This is a genomic window from Streptomyces sp. NPDC002676 (assembly GCF_053592455.1).
In genome coordinates, this window is sequence record NZ_JBSFVT010000030.1 from 1 (window position 1) to 16102 (window position 16102).

A 16102-nucleotide genomic window follows, 5' to 3' on the forward strand; every position below is an offset into this window, starting at 1 on the left:
AGACCCCGGGTCCAGGAGCAGCTCGATACGCTCCCGCGCCGTCAGCTTGCCCTTGGCGTGCTGCGCCTCGGTCGCCCTCTCGCTGGGGCCCGCCAGCGCGTCTGCGCGCACCATGTGCAGTTCCGCAACGCGTACGCGGGCAGCTCCCACCTCCCCCGAGGCCTGGGGTATGGAAATGTCATTCACCATGGTCACGGCGTGTCCCTCCTCGTGGTGCGGCCCGAAGAATCGATACGCCCCCAGCGCGAGCAACCGCCTGCGCGGGGCATGCATGGGGGGTGCGGGCCGTTCACAAATCAGCCATGGACGCTGGCGGCTCTACCGCCAGTTGTACGGGGAGCGGTAGGCCGCACGCGCCCGCTCCGGGCGCCACCGCGGGACGGCGGGGGCGTGCCCCGTGCCCGCATCTTCGCCCTGGGCGGCCAACAGTGAGAGCAACACAACGGTGACAGCGGCCAGTTCCTCGTGCGTGGCCTGGCCCCGATGCACCCGGATCGCAGCGTGCGGGCTGCTCGTCGGGCCGGCTCCCCCGTCGTCGAACCTTCTGTCCGTGTCGCCCATGCCACCTCCTCTATTCGGCAACCGTGCGGCATGGCGCTCAAGAGGAGCTTTCGGCCCGCTGGAAGAGCACTGGCCCGGCTCAGTGCACGCGGTCGTGCGGCTGCTCCCCGTACGTCACGGAGGCCAGGACGCGGTCGGGGGCCGCCGCCAGCCACGGCAGGATGAGGGACCAGAACCGTGCCACGCGCTCGGCCGAGGGCCACTCCGTGTCCACCATGGCGATCACCTCGAACCCGACTGTGGCCGCGACGATCGTCGTCGTCGCGTCGTCGGCCGAGACATCCTGCGCCAATTCCCCCGCGTCCTGGGCCTGGAGGATCAGCTTGTGCACGAACTCGCGCCACCAGTGGAGCAGTTCCGTGTCGCTCTTACGGGACGGGTCGCCGCTCAGCTTGAATCCGGCGCGGACGACCGGGTCGTCGGCGGCGGCGGTCAGCAGGCCGAACACCGTTCGGACCAGCGACTGCAGCGCGGAGCCGGCCGCGCTGCGGCAGCCCTCGGCCAGCTGCTGCATGGAGTCCGTCGCCTCGGACTCCACTTCCTTGGCCAGGTCGTCCTTGCCGGCGAAGTGGAAGTGCAGGGCTCCGGCGCTCACCCCGGCGCGTTGGCTGATCACGGAAAGGGAGGCCATGGCATAGCCGTCGTCGGCGAACACCTCGGCGGCAGCGCGGATCAGAGCCTGACGCGTCCTCACCGCCCGCTCTTGCTTGGCCATCACGCCTCCTTTACGTGACCTGGGATATTAGCAAACCGCACGCTTGGTATGTTTATCAGATCGGGATCGGCCGCCAACCGTGCGGGCGCCTTCCTCCACCAAGCCTCCGCACACACCGGACAACGCCTCAACCTGCCGGAACACAACGGGACTCCGCCGCCCTGGGCCGGAGCGGCGGAGTCCCGTCGGTCGGATCGCGCCAGTGCCATCCGCGGAGCCGGTCCGACGGCGTCAGTCCGTCGGGGTCAGGATCACCGGCAGCTCACGGTAGGTGTTCATCAGGAAGGTCGGCATGGGCTCCAGTTCCTCCGGGGAGCAGGCCAGCCGCATCCGGGGAAAGCGCTCGAACAGCGCGGTGAAGGCTTCGGTCGCCTCCACGTCGGCGAGCGGGGCGCCCATGCAGCGGTGCGTGCCGTACCCGAAGCCGATGCTGGTCTTCTCACGGTCCTCGCGCAGGAGGTCGAAGCGGTCGGCGTGCTCGCCGTAGCGCTCGGGGTCCAGGCCGCTGGCGGCGAAGTTGACGATGATCGGGTCACCCTTGCGGATCGCCACGCCGTCCAGGTCGATGTCCTCCACGGCGAACCGCATCGGCGCGTAGGCGACGGGCGTGTGCGCCCGCATGGTCTCGGCACACACGTCCAGCCAGCTCGCCCGGCCCGCGCGGACGTGCTCCATCTGCTCGGGGTGGCTCAGCAGCTCGCCCACCGCGTTGGTGATCAGGGCCGCGCTGGTGTCCTGCCCGCCTGCGACGAAGAGGAAGAGGGTGCCGAACAGCTCCTCCTCGCTGAGCCGGTCGCCCTGGTCGCGCGCCTCGATCAGCGAGGAGGTCAGGTCGTCACCGGGCTCGGCCCGTCTGACCGTCACATGCTCGGCCAGCAGCATGAACGCCTGCATCCGCGCGGCCTCCACCTCCTGGCCGGAGAGGCTGGTGCTGAAAACCTTCTTCAGCGCTTCGCACAGGGTGTCCGTCTTCTCCCCCTGCGGGATCCCGAACAGTTCGCAGATGACCCGCATGGGCAGCACATCGGCGAAGGCGGCCCGCAGATCGACCGGCGTGCCTGCCGGGGTGGCGGCGAGTTCGTCCACGAGTTCGGCCGTGATCTCGGCGACCCGGGGGCGCATCCCCGCGGCCCGTCGCGCGGTGAACGCCCCATTGACCAGCCGGCGCAGCCGGGCGTGGCTCTCGCCGTAGGTGAACAGCATGTTCTCGTTGGCCACCCACGGATACAGCGGCCAGTCCTCGGTGATCTTCCCCTCGATGAACGCGGGCCAGTGCCGGCGGGCGTCCCTGGAGACCCGTGAGTCGGTCAGCAGCTGCTCGATGTAGCGCTGCCGGACCACGGCCCAGGCGGTGACACCCCCCGGCAACTCCACCTGGACGGCCGGGCCCTGGGCCCGCAGCATCGCGGATTCGCCCGGCAGATCACGCCCCATCGCGTTCAGGGCATAAGGGCATGAAGTCGTGTTCACTGTCGTTTCTCCCCGGGTCTTGGTAATGCACACATTGCGTTGCGCCGTGCCCAGGGGAGGGGTCCCCCGCCCTCCCCCCCGGGGGCGTACGGAATCCACGCCCCCAACGACTGTTCATTTGTTGTGCTCTGCGCCTGGCGTCCTGCGCGGCTCAGCCGCCGGCGGCGACCTGTTCGGCCGGGACGATCTCGTCGTGCTCGCTCTGCGCACGCAGCTTCAGTGCGGCCTCGTACACCCGAGACCCGCGGTCGGGGGTCGTGTCGAGCTGCATGAGCACCCCCGGGACGGCGATGCTGGCCATCATGTGCCGGTACAGGTCCGACACCCGTTCCGGCAGATCGGCATGATTCGTCATGATCTTGGACAGTACCTGTACGCCGGTGAACGCCCCGACCATCATCCGGGCAACGGCCGTCACCTCGATGTGCGGCAGCAGCTCCCCGTTCTCCTTGGCCTTGCGCAGGATTTCGACGTCATGCTGGAGCCAGCCGCTCATCGGCACCTGCCGGTCCAGGCCGTCGTTCGGGGCGCCCTGATCCACCGTCAGGCGGATGCTGCCCTGCACGACCGGGTCGCCCATAGCCAGGAGGTGGGCGAGCATGAACGCCTCGTCCATGCCCTGCTGGAGCATCAGCTCCTGCTGGGGCACGGCGGGAACCGCTGCGAGCTGACCGGCCAGGACCGCCTGGGCCAGCTCCTCCTTCGAGGCGAAGTGGAAGTACAGGGCACCCTTGGTGACGTCGGCCCGATGGAGGATTTCGGAGATCGTTGCCGCCTCGTATCCCACCTCGGCGAAGACCGCGGCGGCTGCGACGAGGATGGCCCGCCTCGTCCTGATGGCCCGTTCCTGCAGTGCCACGGCCACACACCTCCGCGCTGATCCCTGTGTCCGGAAAAAAATAAACCGGCAGGTTTGTATCCTGCCACCCCTCCGTCGCGTCATCAACTATCATCGTAACAATTGTCCATGCATGCCCGTTTTGGTGGTTATGGGTCTGCCACGGAGGCGTGAATTCAACTCGAAGAAAACCTGACGCCCGGTATTTTCCAACCTGAGCAACGATAATATCTTGCTGGAGGCTTTTGGCCAGTCGCCTGGAATCCGAAATTCCGCTCGTGATCGGCTCGGAACGCCTTCGAGAATGAATCGTCCAATGCTCGCACTTTGCCTGGATTTTACTTGATAAGAAAACCGGTAGGTCCGTATCTTCTGGCTTGCTGCACATCTTCGGATCTGCGACAACGGGGAGAGAGAGGGTCATGGCCCTTCTGACAGTCCAGCCCGGCAAACGTCCCACGTCCGACCACGGGGACGACGGGCCGGAGCCTCGGCCGGAGACTTCGCACACAACCGAAGAGGGGATACTCGGCGGCCCTGGAGGCATCGAGGCAGCACCCGCCCGGGAACTGGCCCGGCTCCTCTTCGGTCAGGGCGGCGAACGAGAGAAGATCCACGGCAGATGGCGCCGGCTGATCGCCACCGAAACATTCCGACACACCCCGGACCGCTCCCCCGCCCAGCAGGCCGCCCAGGCCTACGACTGGTTGCGGCTGGTGAACGACAACGTTGCGGACCCCATAAGCCTCGCCGCAGACCCTGATCTGCTGGCGAGCCTGCACGAGTGGACGGCGATCGTGGACGGCGGCGGGGGCCTCTGCACGGTGGCGAGCATCCACTACAACCTGTTCCTCGGCAGCCTGCTCGACCACGAGCCCGACTCCCGCAGGGACCTGTCCGAGTTCACCTCGCTGCGCCGTATCGGCACGTTCCTGTGCACCGAGGTGGACCACGGCAACGACAGTACGGCGCTGGAGACCACCGCCGAACTCGACCGGGAGACCGGGGAGTTCATTCTCCACACACCGCATGCGGGCGCGCAGAAGTTCATGCCCAACACCAGCACCACCGGCGGCCCCAAGACCGCCGTGGTCGCCGCCCGCCTCCTCGTGGACGGCGAGGACCAGGGCGTGTTCCTGTTCCTGACCCCGCTGAGCGACGAGCGGGGCCTGCTGCCCGGCATCAAGGTGCGCAGGCTGCCGCTGCGGCCCGGCGCGCCCGTCGACCACTGCCTCACCGCCTTCGACCGGGTACGGCTGCCCCGCGAGGCCCTGCTGGAGGCCGAACACGGCCGACTCGGCGACGACGGCACCCTGACCAGCAATCTGGGCAACCGCCGCAAGCGGTTCCTGCAGTCCATCGGCAGGGTCACCATGGGCAAGCTGTGCATGAGCGGCGCGGCCGTCGGCGCCTCCCGGGCCGCCCTCGCCATCGCCGTCCGCTACGGCCAGCACCGTGAGGTGGGCGGCCCGAAGGCGGGCGAGCGCATCCCGGTCAACAGCCACCGCACCCACCACAGCCGGCTGCTCAAGTCGCTGGCCACGGCGTACGCCACGACCTTCCTGCATCGCTCGGCGGTCTCCGCCTGGGCCCGGCACACCGAGGACAACCGCGCCGAGGTGGAGCGCCTGGTGGCCGTCGCCAAGGGATGGATCACCTGGCAGGCCCGTTCCATCACCGTCGAGTGCCGCGAACGGTGCGGCGCCCAGGGCCTGTTCGCGGTCAACGCGCTGATCGGCTTCCCGGAGTACGTCGAGGGGACCATCACCGCCGAGGGCGACAACCTGCTGATCTGGTCCAAGGCGGCGGCGGAGCTGCTGTTCGGCCACGAGGCCGCTTCCGGTGCGGCCAAGCCGGGCACACCGGAGGATCTGGCCGACCCCCGGTATCTACGCGCGCTGCTCGCACACGCCGAGGCCGTCTGGCAGGCACGGGCCCGGGCCGCCCTGCGCCGCGGCCCCTCCAAGGACCCGGTGGCCCGCTGGAACAAGTCGTCCTCGGCAGCCCTGGAGATGGTCGCCGTGCACGCCCCGCTACGGGCGGCCGACGCCTTCCTCGAGGCGGCCGAGCGGGCGACGGACCCCGAGGCCCGAAACCTGCTGGAGAAGCTGTGCACGCTGTTCCTGCTGGACCAGCTCGCCGGCCACACCGGTGATCTGCTCGCCGAGGAGTACCTGAGCGCCGATCAGGTCCGCGAACTGCCGTTCGTCGTGGACGAGGTCATGGACGACCTGGCCCCGCACATGACGACCCTGGTCGACGCCTTCGACCTGCCCGAGGAGTACCTGTCGGCCATACCGATAGCCAACAGCGGCAGCGTCAGCCTGGCCGACTACGCGGGCGACACCGAGTACGCGGGCTCCGCGCCCTGAACGACCCTCTATTACGGCGTAATAGCTCCGGGAGCAGCCGACGGGCCGCCATTACGCGAGCTATTACGCCGTAATAGCTCGCCCTACAGCGGCAGCGGCAGTCCCTGATCCGGCGAGGAACAGGTCCCGCCCTCGGAACGTTCCGTCTTGCGCCCCTTGCTGCCCGGGGCAAGCGTGCGCGGGTCGATGGCCTCGGCGGGCGCCCCGGTCGCGTACAGCCCGCCGGGGACGGTGTCGCGGTCGTGCGGCAGCAGCCAGAACACCCGGCGGCGGAACGTCCCGGAGGACCGGGACGCCTTGGCGTCCGGGCTGAGCTGGGCGTAGCCGACCATCCGGCCGTCGCGGTGGTAGGCGGGTCTTCCCCGACGCGTGGGCAGCCGGTCCAGACTCTGGCGTACGTAGTCCAGCTTGCCGACATCCTCAAGCCAGACGATCTCGGCCTCGTGAGCGATCTCGGCCTCTTCTATGAGGGCGCTCATGGTGTCTCCTCGTCGGCAACCAGTCCGATGCCCGGGTAGTACTTACGCTGGTTGGACAGGATCATGTCCTTCGGAGACGCCAGCCCCACCACTTCGCGGACGCGCGCCGCGAAAGCGCGGGACGAAACCGCCGGAGCCCCTTCCTCATTCTGACACCACGTCTTGTAAGCCGCGTAGAGCTGCGTCTGTTCTGCACGGAAATCGGGGCCGATTCGACACGACTCGGAGAGGAATCTCCCGGTGTGGTCCTCGGTCTCCGCGTACGCCGTGGTGGCGATCCTCACCCTCTCGGGCCCGGTGAGGTCCTTGTCCCCGCTCAGATAGCGACGGGCGCCCTGGATCAGCCAGTTGAGGATGCCGGGGCCCTCCTCGGTGACGAGGATGTCCGCCAGGTTGTCGATCTTGCGGTCGTCGGAGACCACCCGCTCGAACGGGATGAGCCGCATCCGGCGCCAGAAGGCAAAGCCTCCGGTGCCCACTTCGGGCCGGTGGTTGCCCAGCAGCCACAGCTTGTGCGTGGGCTGGAAGCTGAAGAAGTCCTGCCGCATCCGGCGCGCCTTGATCCGGTCGCCACCGGTCAGCAGCTTCACCCGGGCCTCGTCGAACCGGTCCCCCGGCTTGACCTCACTGCACACGATGACCCGCCGCCCGTGCAGTTCGGCCAGGTCGGTCGGGTGCCCCTCGTACGAGCGCGCCATCAGAAAGCCGGGCGGGGCCGCGTCGGCGTAGTCACCGACGAGCTTCATCAGCACGTCCAGCAGCACCGACTTGCCGTTCTTGCCGGAGCCGAACAGGAACGGCATCACCTGACCGCCGACGTCGCCGGTGATGGAGTAGCCCAGCAGCAGTTGCAGGAAGCCGACCATCTCGGCGCCCTCGGGCTCATCGCCGAAGGTGTCGGTCAGGAACCGGTCCCACAGCGGCGTGGGCACCGGCTCGGGGGCGGCGGTGGTGGAACGCGAGTGGAAGTCCTTCTCCGGGTCGGGGGTGCGCAGCAGCCCGGTGCGCAGGTCCACGATGCCCGTCGGCGTGCACAGCGCGTACGGGTCGGCATCCAGCCGGGCCGCGTTGAGGACCATGCCGGGGGCCGACTTGGCCTGGACGAGCAGGGCGGTGAGGCCGCTGGTGCTCAGCGTGCGGCGCCGGTGCTGCACCAGCACCTCGGACGTGTGCACCCCGTTCGGGTCCTGGGTCGCGAACGACTCCGCCATGTCGCCCGCGGCCCACAGAACGGTGTCGTCCTCGTCCATCTGCCAGCGGGTGCCGTCCCAGCGGTACCAGCCGAGCCCCGGCACATGCCGGTAGTCGTTGGCGTACAGCTTCACGAACAGCTTCGCGTTGCCGCGGTCGCTGAGGCTGTCGGGCACCAGCCCGTCGGCCGTCGCCCTGCCGTCCCCGCCCTGCGGATCCGACACGTGCCCGACGTCGTCCGTCCGTGGCGCGGAAGCCTGCCGGGGCAGCTGGGCCTGCTGCTCGGCGATGATTCGGGCGGCGATCGCCCGGGGGTCGAAGAGCGTGTCGCCGTCGCTGACTTCCTCGGGTACCTCGTCGTCGGGCGTCATGCGACCCCTCCCGGTGTGAAGGGGCGTGTCCGCCCGGCACTGAGCCCGCTGCGGATGATGGCGCCACAGCGCCGCTCCTGCCCCGGCCGGGCGTACTCGGCGGCCTCGGTGAGCACCTGCTCGGCCTCGGCCTCGCTCAACTGCCCGGCGGCGACGAGCCCTCCGGCGGTGTAGGCGGCCCGGTTGAGCTTCTCCGAGAAGGCGGCTCCTTCGGGTACGACGGCACAGGCGGTCACCTCCGCCAGTACGGCGTTCAGGGCGCGCCTGGCGGCGGAGCCGGCGCCCCTGGCCTCCAGGACGGCCTGCCGGGCGCGGGGCGGCACCGGCCGGGGTCCGGGCAGCCCTGCGGCGGGCAGATGCCCGGTGCGCTCCAGCTCGCAGGCCAGCCAGGCAGGCAGCGGAGCGGGTTCGCGTCCGGCGTCGACAGGCTCGTACACGCCCGCCTCGGTGACGGTGCCGGGCGCGACGATGTAGCCGCCGTGCGCCCGTACGTCGACCTGCCAGGCCAGCGAACGGCCGCCGCCCGAGCCCGTGGAGCACTGCCAGCGCTGCCCTCGCGGGGCCCGGTACCAGACGTGCAGCCCGCCCGAGGGCGTACGCACGCGCATGGTGGTCTCGTCGTCCGCGGGGCTGTCCGCACCGCGCAGAGCGGCCAGTACGGCGATGGTGTGGAAGCCGTTGGCGAGCCCGGTCAGGTCGACGGCGGCGGGGATGGTGATGCCGGGCAGCAGCCGGTCCCGGCCCGGCAGTTGGGTCGTATGGGCATCGATGTCGATGACGACCAGCCCGGCCGGGCCGCACGCGACGCCCACGCCGAAAACCGGGTGGGCGCCCCACCACTGCTCGATCCGGGCCGGGTCGAGGGTGGCGGCCCGGAAACCGTGACACCAGCGCCCGGCGGCCGGGCACGCGCACTCCCGGTAGTTGTGCCCCGGCTCCCGGCAGTCCTCGCAGTTGCCCGCCGGCGTCTTGCGTCCGGGGGCCAGCGGGTGCACCGGCCACCCCCGCCCGGCGCACCACCGTGCGGTGGCCAGGGCCCGCCCGGGCCCCTGCGGCCCGGGACGCGGCTGCGGCTGCCTTGAGTCGCTGCGGGAAACCGGCAGCTCAGGCACCATGCGCATTCCCCCACCAGCGACCGAAGCGACTCAACGTTTGAGACAGGTTAGCGAACCAGAGGGACAGCAGGGGACACGAGTCGAAGCAAAACAGTCGTGTGCCTCCAGCGATCCACGAGCTACTGAAGCCATCTGACCCAGCGACTGAGGAAGTTTCAGTCGCTGTCTGGGTAGCTCAACGAATCCGCAGGTCAAAGGGTACGCACAAGCCAAACAGCGACTGAAGCGACTGAAGGCCCCTATGTATGACGCCAGCGCGCGCACACGCACACGCACGCGCCAATGTCGTTATATATAGCCCCCTTGAGTCGCTTCAGTCGCTAATCGGGCCTTAAACCCATCTTGACCTGCGGTTTTGTTCAGCGACTCAAAGCGACTCAGAAAACCTTCGGTCGCTGTTTTTCGGTAGCTGTTCAGTCGCTGAGGGCCTCGACCCCCCTCAGCGGGCCCGCCGAGGGGGGTCTTCCAGCGACTCAGGGCAGCGACTCAACGAAACGGGGCAGCGATCCAGCGACTCAAGCAACTCTTCGACTCCTCTGGAGGACCCGAGCCCGGGCTCACCCCGACTCCGGGCGCGGGTCGCTTGAGTCGCTTCGGTCGCTGCGTCCGCCGCCACCGCAGCCGCTGGCGGCACGACGAGGGCTATTACGCCGTAATAGCCCTCCCCCACGGCCCGGCTGACGCAGGATCGCCGGACCGCACCAGCCAACTTTCCCTAGCTAACGTGTCGCAGGAGATTTTGATCAAGCGCGTTAGTAAGGTAGCCCCATGAGTTCTCCAGCCACCTCCAGCGACCGTGAGAAGGTCGTCTCCAAGTTGCCGGGTCGGCTCCGTCAGGACCTCAAGGTCAGAGCCGCCCAACACGGGCTCGACATCCAGAGCGCCGTCGAACAGGGCATCACCGCCTGGTGCGGCCTCGCTTCCGCCCGCGAACCCGTCGACACCTCGGGCGCCGACTCCTTCTCCACCTTCCTCCCGCAGGGCCAGTGGGACGACTTCAAGCGCACCGCCGCCGACCGGGGCGTCTCCCTCATCCAAGGCCTGGCCCAGTCCGTGAAGCTCTGGCTGGACACCAACCCCGCCCCGGACGTCGTACGCCCCGCCGTCACCCGGCGCATCATCGTCTGCAACCAGAAGGGCGGTGTCGGCAAGACCGCCATCACCGCGGGCACCGGCGAGGCGATGGCCGAGGACCCCAACAAGCTCTACCCGGTCCGCGTCGCCAAGCAGCTCGTCGCCGCCCTGCGTGCCGTCGAACAGGCGGACACCCCGGAAGCGGCCGACGACCCGCTGGACATCGAGAACCTGCCCGGCCTCGGCATGCGCGTCCTGCTGGTCGACTTCGACCCGCAGTGCCACCTGACCAACCAACTGGGCGCCGCTCCCCTGCCGATGAACGGCGACAGCCTCACCAACCACATGGCGGGCGACCCCAAGGGCGACCTGCGCGACCTGGTCGTCGCCGTCGACGAGGACACCTTCGAGGGCCGGCTGCACCTCCTGCCAGGCTGCAACGACGCCTTCCTTCTCGACGTACGCCTGTCCGCCGTCCGCGCCCGGGAGGCTGCCCTGGAGCGGGCCCTCGCTCCGCTGGAGCCCTATTACGACGTAATAATCGTCGACTGCCCGCCCAGCCTCGGCCTGAGCATGGACGCCGCCGCCTATTACGGCCGCCGCCGCGACAGCGAGAAGCCTGGCCAGTCCGGCGCCCTCATCGTCGTCCAGGCCGAGGACAGCTCCGCCGACGCCTACGAACTGCTCACCACCCAGATCGAGGACCTGCGGGCCGACCTGTCCCTGGAGATCGACTACCTGGGCATCGTCGTCAACCTCTACGACGGCCGCCGTGGTTACATCGCAACCTCCTCCCTGCAGGGCTGGGTGGACATAAAGGATCCGCGCGTCGTGGGTCTCGTCGGCGACCTGAAGGAACAAAAAGAAGCCGTCCGCATGAAGCAGCCCCTCCTGTCCTACGCCCCCAAGTCCCAGCAGGCCGTGAGCATGCGTGCCCTCGCCCGGGAGATCTCATGACGAAGAAGGCCGACCAGCTGGGCGCCGGCCGCTTCGGAGCCTCGGCCCGACCCGTCAGCGCCCGCCGCGCTGCCGTGGCGGCGGCCACCGGAGTCCCCACGGACGGGATCGCCCCGCCCACCGAACTCCCGCCCCACCGCATCAGCCCGAACCCCGACAACCCGCGTTCGTCCCTCGGCGACCTCACCAACCTTGCGGGCAGCCTCGCCACCCACGGCCAGAAGCAGGCCATCACGGTCATGAACCGCGACGCCTACCTCCGGGCCAACCCCGCCCACGAGGCCGACCTCGAACCCGACACCTATTACGTCGTAATCGACGGCAGCAGCCGCCTGGCCGCCGCCCGGGAAGCCGGACTCGCCACGGTCAAGGTGATGGTCAGCGACGACCAGGGCAGCACCTCCGAGGAACTCCTCGAATCAGCCCTGGTCGCCAACATCCACCGCCAGGACCTCGACGAGCTCGACGAGGCCAGGGCCCTCCACCGCCTCCTCGCCATCCACGGCAGCCAGACCGCCCTCGCCAGGCGCCTGCACCGCTCCCAGGGCTGGGTCTCCCAGCGTCTGGCCCTGCTCAATCTCACCCCGGAACTCCAGTCCCGCATAGGCGAGGAGCCGATCGACCTCCTGCGTGCGGTGGGCAACAAGCCGGCCGAGCGGCAGGAGCAGGCCCTGGAGGAGCTGAAGGCGGAACGCGCCCGCAAGGACGCCCAGAAGCAGGGCAGGCAACCCGAGCCCCATGACGAGCCCGCGCCCCACCCCGACCCCGAGCCACCCCACCCCGACCCCGAGCCACCTCATGCCAACCCCGAGCCCTATTACGACGTAATAGAGGAGACTCCCCCACCGCCTGTCTCGCCCCACCAGGAGACACCTCCGCAACAGGAGACCTCGGTCCCCGAACCCCGCGGTACGGAGTCACTGTCCACCGGCAACCCGCCGAAACTCCCCTACGACGACGGTGCCTTCCTCGCGATGCACCTCATTCGCAAGATGACGGGCACCGAGTTCGACAAGATGCTCCGCATCCTGAACGAGCATCAGCACCAACGTCTGGCCGCCACGGCCACCGACAACTGAACACCCGATGCAAGGGGCCCCTGCCACTCCCGGCAGGGGCCCCAGTGCTTGGGTCTCCGTGCTCGCCCACCCTGAAGTACCGGGATACGTGGCTGATGCCGTCCCTGGTTGCTGGAAACACACGCGCGCCTGGTCGTCCGGCGCACCCACCGCTGTGGCGGGCTTTCGGTGGCCGAGGTCAAAGGGGGCCGGAACAGGGTCACTCCACCATCAACGGGACACCGGGTGTGCCGAACTGCCCATGCCGTTCCCGGCTTTCCCGCACCCAGCAACGGCGGGTTTCCCACAGTAAGAGAGCACCCCGCTCTCAAACCCCCTCTGACCTGCGAAAACGCCCCCTCCGACCAAGATCTGCGGAACTGCCAGGCAGTTCCGTCAGCAGCACAGGGGGTTCCTGGGGACTGGGCACCACGATCACAGGAACCGGGTAAATTGACCTCACGTTCATGAAGGCAGCCCTGAGGGGGCCTCCGGACACCCTTCTCCGAGGTCACTTGAGAATCCCTGGAGAATCCCTGGAGAAGTTCAGCGACACGGCCTGTCGGGCAGGGTTCATCGACTTCCTGTTCATGTACGTTAAGTTCATCTGGTCGGCCAGACAGCCGTCCTTCATGACCACACCAGCAACCAGGCACGGAGGCCCCTTTTGGGAACAGCGCGCAGACTGCTGGACGCCGACACCGGTGAGCTGGTCCCCTATGCGCCGTACGCCTTCTCCGGACGGCACACCCAGGTCGACAAGGCCCGCGTGGAGGCGATCACCGAGAGCAAGGCCTTCACGCCCAGTCAGAAGTTCCTCGTGCTGTGGTGGATCGGCGTCTCCCCGGAAGGCATGGAGCCGCTCAAGGCCACCGGCGCGGACATTGCCAAACGAGTCGGCATGTCCACGGACGCCGTAGGGAAGATCAACCGGAAGCTGGCCAAGCACCGCATCCTGATCGTGCGGGGCCGCATCGGCAACTACAACTTCTACCGGATCAGCCCGTACATTGCCTTCCACGGAACGGGAATCGAGCAACGGGAAGCCATCAAGACCTGCAACCCGCCGGACATCCCCGGATTCGACGAGTCAACCCCTGCCAGGTGGGAGGCCAAGTGAACAACACCAAGGACATGACCCTCCGCCTGCTGGAGCACACGGCCGGTCTGCCCGCGAACCAGCGCCTGATCCTGATGCTCTACGCCGCGCACCCAACCGACCGCGCCGGTACCGTCAGCAAGACGGCCGCCGAGCTTGCCGAGGTCCTCGGCATGTCGCCCACGGTGTTCTCCCGCACCCGCCGCCAGGTCGTCGAGGCCGGCTGGCTGGAGGAGTCCGAGCGCCTGGGCCACATCCGCTACTACCGCCTGAGCGCCAAGGCCACCGGCGAGGACGTCGTCGTACCTCTGCGCCGAGCCACCTGAGCCGACCCGGCGGTCGTGGCTGATGAACCTCAGGTCAATCAGCCACGACCGCCAGGACGCCTCGCCTGCCCTCACATCCATCACTCCGGCTCCCGCCCCTATTACGGCGTAATAGGGGAGACACCGCCCGCCCCCGCCGGACGGCTCGGCGTACTATCCGGGCATCGGGCTGCTGGGTGACGGCGACGAGGAATCGGCATGAGTTCTCTCATCAGTGACGACGAGATCAGTCACGAAACCGAACTCGTGTGGCTTGAGGAGGTCAGCGAGTTCGACTACGTACGGCAGCGCCTGGACCGCCTGCCCACGCGTCGCGGCAAGCCCCCGTACCACCGCGCCGGCCGGATCGTCGGGTACGCCCTCCTCGGGCCCGAGGCCAAGCCCTCGCGCGCCTCGGGGACGTTCCGCCGCCGCGTCTTCTGGCTCCAGCCGCACGACCGCCCCCTCGACCCCGACGGCCTCTACGCCACCGGAGCCCCCGCGGAAGCGGTCGACCCACGCACCCTCGCCCCCGGGAGCAAGGGCCGCAAGACCGAGCGCTCCGAAGGCGGCCCCCTGTCCTCTGTCAAACGCGCACCCACTATTACGACGTAATAATGGCCCGGCTACGCGTCAGGAGTCGGCCTTGACGGCTCCGATCGGGATGCAGTTATGACCTGAGAGTTGCACCTCGCAGAGGGAGGCGCCGGTCAGGTCGGCCTTCTCCGAGACAAGCTGCCATACCCAGTGGTAGTACACGGTGTTCGCCTGCAGGGTGCCGAACACCGGGTCGATGCCTTCGACGCCGTCACCGCCGTAGAGCATCTGATCCTCGGTCAAGTAGGACGTCGCGTTGTCGATCACGTCCCCGATGTTCTGGTCCTTGTCTGCCTCCAGGCTGGGGTACTCGATCCCCAGTTCCGCGTAGGGCGCGTGGATGCTGCGGTTCTGCGGCTCGGCCTCCACCCGCAGCAGCAGAGCCAGCGCCTTCGTTCCGGCCGGTGGCGGGTTGTCCGGCAGATCCACCATGGTCTTGGCGTTCAGGATCTGCACCTTGTACGTGTAGTCACCGTGCACATGCAGCACCGACGGACGCGCGGGGGGCAGCTTGAGCGGCGACGGCTGGTCGGTCGGGTTCTTGCCCGGCGAGGGGGCCTGGGCCGTTTGCGTCGGTCCTGCTCCTCGGGTACGCGCCGTGTCATGGCTGCCGCAGCCCGTCAGTGCGCTGATGGCAACGACCATTGCGCACGCCCACCACTTGGGCGCAGGGATCCATCGATCTCCACTCACGTTTTCCCCCGTTCCCGGCACATCAGCAGCTCAGTAGGTGATCAGCCTATTCGGTGCCTCGGATCCACCCCGCACACAGCGGTGGTGTGCGGTGGTGAGGAGCCGGAGCCCGCCACTCGTCCGCGGCCTGTCGCGCACAAGTACTGCGGCAAGGGGTAGCCGGGTTACTGGCTCAGGTGGCGGCGGCAATCCCGCGCCACCAACCGCGCCCGCAGCGCCGCGATCGTCTCGGGCGTCACGCCGGCGCACTCGATCACATAGTCCCTCACTGATCCGTACCGCTCGCGCAACGCGTCCAGCGTGGCCGCCATCGCATGCCGGGGTGCGCCGAACACCGCGTGGTAGCGCTCCAGAGCCAGGCCATGCTCGGCAAGTCTGGGCAACAGCCGGGCCATCCGGCGTTCGCTGTAGTAGAGCCTGCTCAGCGTGTAGTCGTCCAGCACCGTCGCGTCGTCCACACCGAGCACCGACAGCAACAGCGCAGCCGCCAGACCGGTGCGGTCCTTGCCCGCGGTGCAGTGGATCACCGCGGGTACGGCGTCCGGCGCGGCGAGAGAGGTGAGGACCCGGCCGAGGACAGGCGCCTCCTGCTCGGCCATGTCCAGGTAGACCCGGTGCAGAAAGTCGTCCGGGACGGCGTCGAGTCGGCCACTGCGGAACAGGTCGCCGAGCGGGGTCGCGCGCGAGGCCTCGCCGCCGATGGCGAACGGTTCGCGCCGGACCGCGGCGGGCAGCGCGGAGGGCGCCTTCGTGCGTTCGCCGTCGGTGCGCAGGTCGTACGCCACCCGAAGGCCGAGTCGGTCGATCGCGGCGACGTCGGCGGTGGTGAGCCGGTCGGGCGCGTCCGCGCGGAAGACCAGGCCCCACCGGGTACGGCCGCCGTCCTGCGTGCGGTATCCGCCCAGGTCCCGGAAGTTGCTCGCGCCCTCCAGCGGCACCACACGTTCGGCGGCGAGCACCGCCGCACCTCCGTCGGCCGGCGCGACGGACACGTAGTGCCGGCCGGGGCCCAGCCCGGGCAACGGCAGCCGCGTCGCGCCGTGGACGCGGGCGACCGGACGATCGTGGTCGACCGACTCGGGTGTCGGTCCGACCGCCACTTCCACCGGGCCGGCGCCGGCCAGCGCCCAGGACACGTCGAGGACGCCGGTACCGTCGCGCACCACGTCGACCGCCAACACGACCGTTCCCATGCCATTTCTCCCCA

General features: G+C 68.9%; 15 protein-coding genes and 1 pseudogene. 6 read left to right on the forward strand and 10 right to left on the reverse strand.

Features of this window, described 5'->3' with window-relative positions:
* The 5 genes and pseudogenes from ACWD3E_RS39770 to ACWD3E_RS39790 form a co-directional block, all read right to left on the reverse strand.
* Window positions 1-189, reverse strand: a pseudogene (locus ACWD3E_RS39770) (methylmalonyl-CoA carboxyltransferase); the annotation flags it as partial.
* Between the two features lie 129 nt (window positions 190-318).
* On the reverse strand, window positions 319-561 hold the full coding sequence (locus ACWD3E_RS39775) for an acyl-CoA carboxylase subunit epsilon (protein WP_451392366.1): 243 nt from the start codon (window positions 559-561) through the stop codon (window positions 319-321).
* A 79-nt stretch (window positions 562-640) separates the two neighbouring features.
* Window positions 641-1276, reverse strand: a complete 636-nt coding sequence (locus ACWD3E_RS39780) for a ScbR family autoregulator-binding transcription factor (protein WP_451392367.1) — start codon at window positions 1274-1276, stop codon at window positions 641-643.
* A gap of 231 nt (window positions 1277-1507) precedes the next feature.
* Window positions 1508-2746, reverse strand: coding sequence for a cytochrome P450 family protein (locus ACWD3E_RS39785; protein WP_451392368.1), 1239 nt, complete (start codon window positions 2744-2746; stop codon window positions 1508-1510).
* 151 nt (window positions 2747-2897) lie between these two features.
* Complete coding sequence (locus ACWD3E_RS39790) at window positions 2898-3605, reverse strand: ScbR family autoregulator-binding transcription factor (RefSeq protein ID WP_451392369.1); 708 nt, start codon at window positions 3603-3605, stop codon at window positions 2898-2900.
* A 401-nt stretch (window positions 3606-4006) separates the two neighbouring features.
* On the opposite strand from ACWD3E_RS39790, the gene ACWD3E_RS39795 reads away from it, so the two are divergent.
* Window positions 4007-5956, forward strand: coding sequence for an acyl-CoA dehydrogenase family protein (locus ACWD3E_RS39795; protein ID WP_451392370.1), 1950 nt, complete (start codon window positions 4007-4009; stop codon window positions 5954-5956).
* An 83-nt stretch (window positions 5957-6039) separates the two neighbouring features.
* On the opposite strand, the gene ACWD3E_RS39800 is transcribed toward ACWD3E_RS39795, so the two are convergent.
* Genes ACWD3E_RS39800 through ACWD3E_RS39810 form a run of 3 tightly spaced genes read right to left on the reverse strand, consistent with a single transcriptional unit; the run spans window position 6040 to window position 8992 of the window.
* Complete coding sequence (locus tag ACWD3E_RS39800; protein WP_451355888.1) at window positions 6040-6435, reverse strand: DUF6009 family protein; 396 nt, start codon at window positions 6433-6435, stop codon at window positions 6040-6042.
* The gene (locus ACWD3E_RS39805) at window positions 6432-7997 is read right to left on the reverse strand and encodes a DNA primase family protein (protein WP_451392371.1); all 1566 of its coding nucleotides are present in this window, start codon (window positions 7995-7997) and stop codon (window positions 6432-6434) included. The genes ACWD3E_RS39800 and ACWD3E_RS39805 overlap by 4 nt, the downstream gene beginning before the upstream one ends.
* Entirely contained in the window at window positions 7994-8992 is a 999-nt protein-coding gene (locus ACWD3E_RS39810) for a bifunctional DNA primase/polymerase (RefSeq protein WP_451392372.1), read from the reverse strand. The genes ACWD3E_RS39805 and ACWD3E_RS39810 overlap by 4 nt, the downstream gene beginning before the upstream one ends.
* An 888-nt stretch (window positions 8993-9880) precedes the next feature.
* Between ACWD3E_RS39810 and ACWD3E_RS39815 the strand changes: the two genes are divergently transcribed.
* From ACWD3E_RS39815 to ACWD3E_RS39835, 5 genes are all read left to right on the forward strand, one after another.
* On the forward strand, window positions 9881-11143 hold the full coding sequence (locus ACWD3E_RS39815) for an AAA family ATPase (RefSeq protein WP_451392373.1): 1263 nt from the start codon (window positions 9881-9883) through the stop codon (window positions 11141-11143).
* The gene (locus ACWD3E_RS39820) at window positions 11140-12222 is read left to right on the forward strand and encodes a ParB/RepB/Spo0J family partition protein (protein ID WP_451392374.1); all 1083 of its coding nucleotides are present in this window, start codon (window positions 11140-11142) and stop codon (window positions 12220-12222) included. The genes ACWD3E_RS39815 and ACWD3E_RS39820 overlap by 4 nt, the downstream gene beginning before the upstream one ends.
* 646 nt (window positions 12223-12868) lie before the next feature.
* Complete coding sequence (locus ACWD3E_RS39825; protein WP_451355893.1) at window positions 12869-13321, forward strand: MarR family transcriptional regulator; 453 nt, start codon at window positions 12869-12871, stop codon at window positions 13319-13321.
* 14 nt (window positions 13322-13335) lie between these two features.
* Window positions 13336-13626 (forward strand): replication initiation protein, RepL2, encoded by a 291-nt coding sequence (locus ACWD3E_RS39830; protein ID WP_451355927.1) that lies wholly within the window; start codon window positions 13336-13338, stop codon window positions 13624-13626.
* Window positions 13627-13824: 198 nt separating this feature from the next.
* Window positions 13825-14220 (forward strand): DUF6009 family protein, encoded by a 396-nt coding sequence (locus ACWD3E_RS39835; RefSeq protein WP_451392375.1) that lies wholly within the window; start codon window positions 13825-13827, stop codon window positions 14218-14220.
* An 18-nt stretch (window positions 14221-14238) separates the two neighbouring features.
* Here the strand turns inward: ACWD3E_RS39835 and ACWD3E_RS39840 are convergent, their stop codons facing one another.
* Window positions 14239-14847, reverse strand: coding sequence for a hypothetical protein (locus ACWD3E_RS39840; protein ID WP_451392376.1), 609 nt, complete (start codon window positions 14845-14847; stop codon window positions 14239-14241).
* Window positions 14848-15059: 212 nt separating this feature from the next.
* Window positions 15060-16088, reverse strand: coding sequence for a tyrosine-protein phosphatase (locus ACWD3E_RS39845; protein WP_451392377.1), 1029 nt, complete (start codon window positions 16086-16088; stop codon window positions 15060-15062).
* Window positions 16089-16102 lie beyond the last annotated feature (14 nt).